This window comes from Pseudomonas corni (assembly GCF_057128765.1).
In genome coordinates, this window is record NZ_JBSKHW010000052.1 from 1 (window position 1) to 504 (window position 504).

General features: G+C 63.3%; 1 protein-coding gene. It reads right to left on the bottom strand.

All coding sequences use genetic code 11. The features are described from left to right. Positions 1 to 329 (bottom strand): zinc-ribbon domain-containing protein (locus tag ACWKV9_RS27725; protein ID WP_483839301.1); only part of this gene is annotated, 329 nt, incomplete at its 3' end. Between the last annotated feature and the right edge of the window lie 175 nt (positions 330 to 504).

The window sequence follows — 504 nt, forward strand, 5'->3', positions numbered from 1 at the left end:
GTTTCGGTGAACTGGCAGGCGCGACACAGCGTGTCAGGCGAATCGGCCGGGATCATCCAGTTGCAGACGTTTTCGACCGCGTAGTTGTGGCATTGGCGGTAGCGCTGGCGTTGTGCCTCGGGGTGAAGGCTGCGCCAGCGCTTGTCCGTGGCCTTTGCTGTCTCCACCGTCTCCCCCGTCTCCGCTGTCTCAGTGGGCTCGTCGGCAGGTTCAAATGCGCTGATCTCGCCCACGTCAGGCAGGTAGCCGAGCAGGGCGTTGCAGCGCTCGCACAAGACGTTTTCAAAGAATACGAGTTGCTGGCAACGGTTGCAGTGGAACGTTTTCATGGCGGTCCAAGAGCAGGGCAAGGGCTGGCTTTCGGGGTGCTTCCCAACCAGGATGGTGGCGTGGCGGCGGACAGCTTTCCAGCAAGCGTTGTACCGCATTGGCGTGTCATACGCACGGCCGTGCGCGCGTGGCACGATGGCTCGTCGCCCCGAGCGGGGGTTGCCGCACAAACGG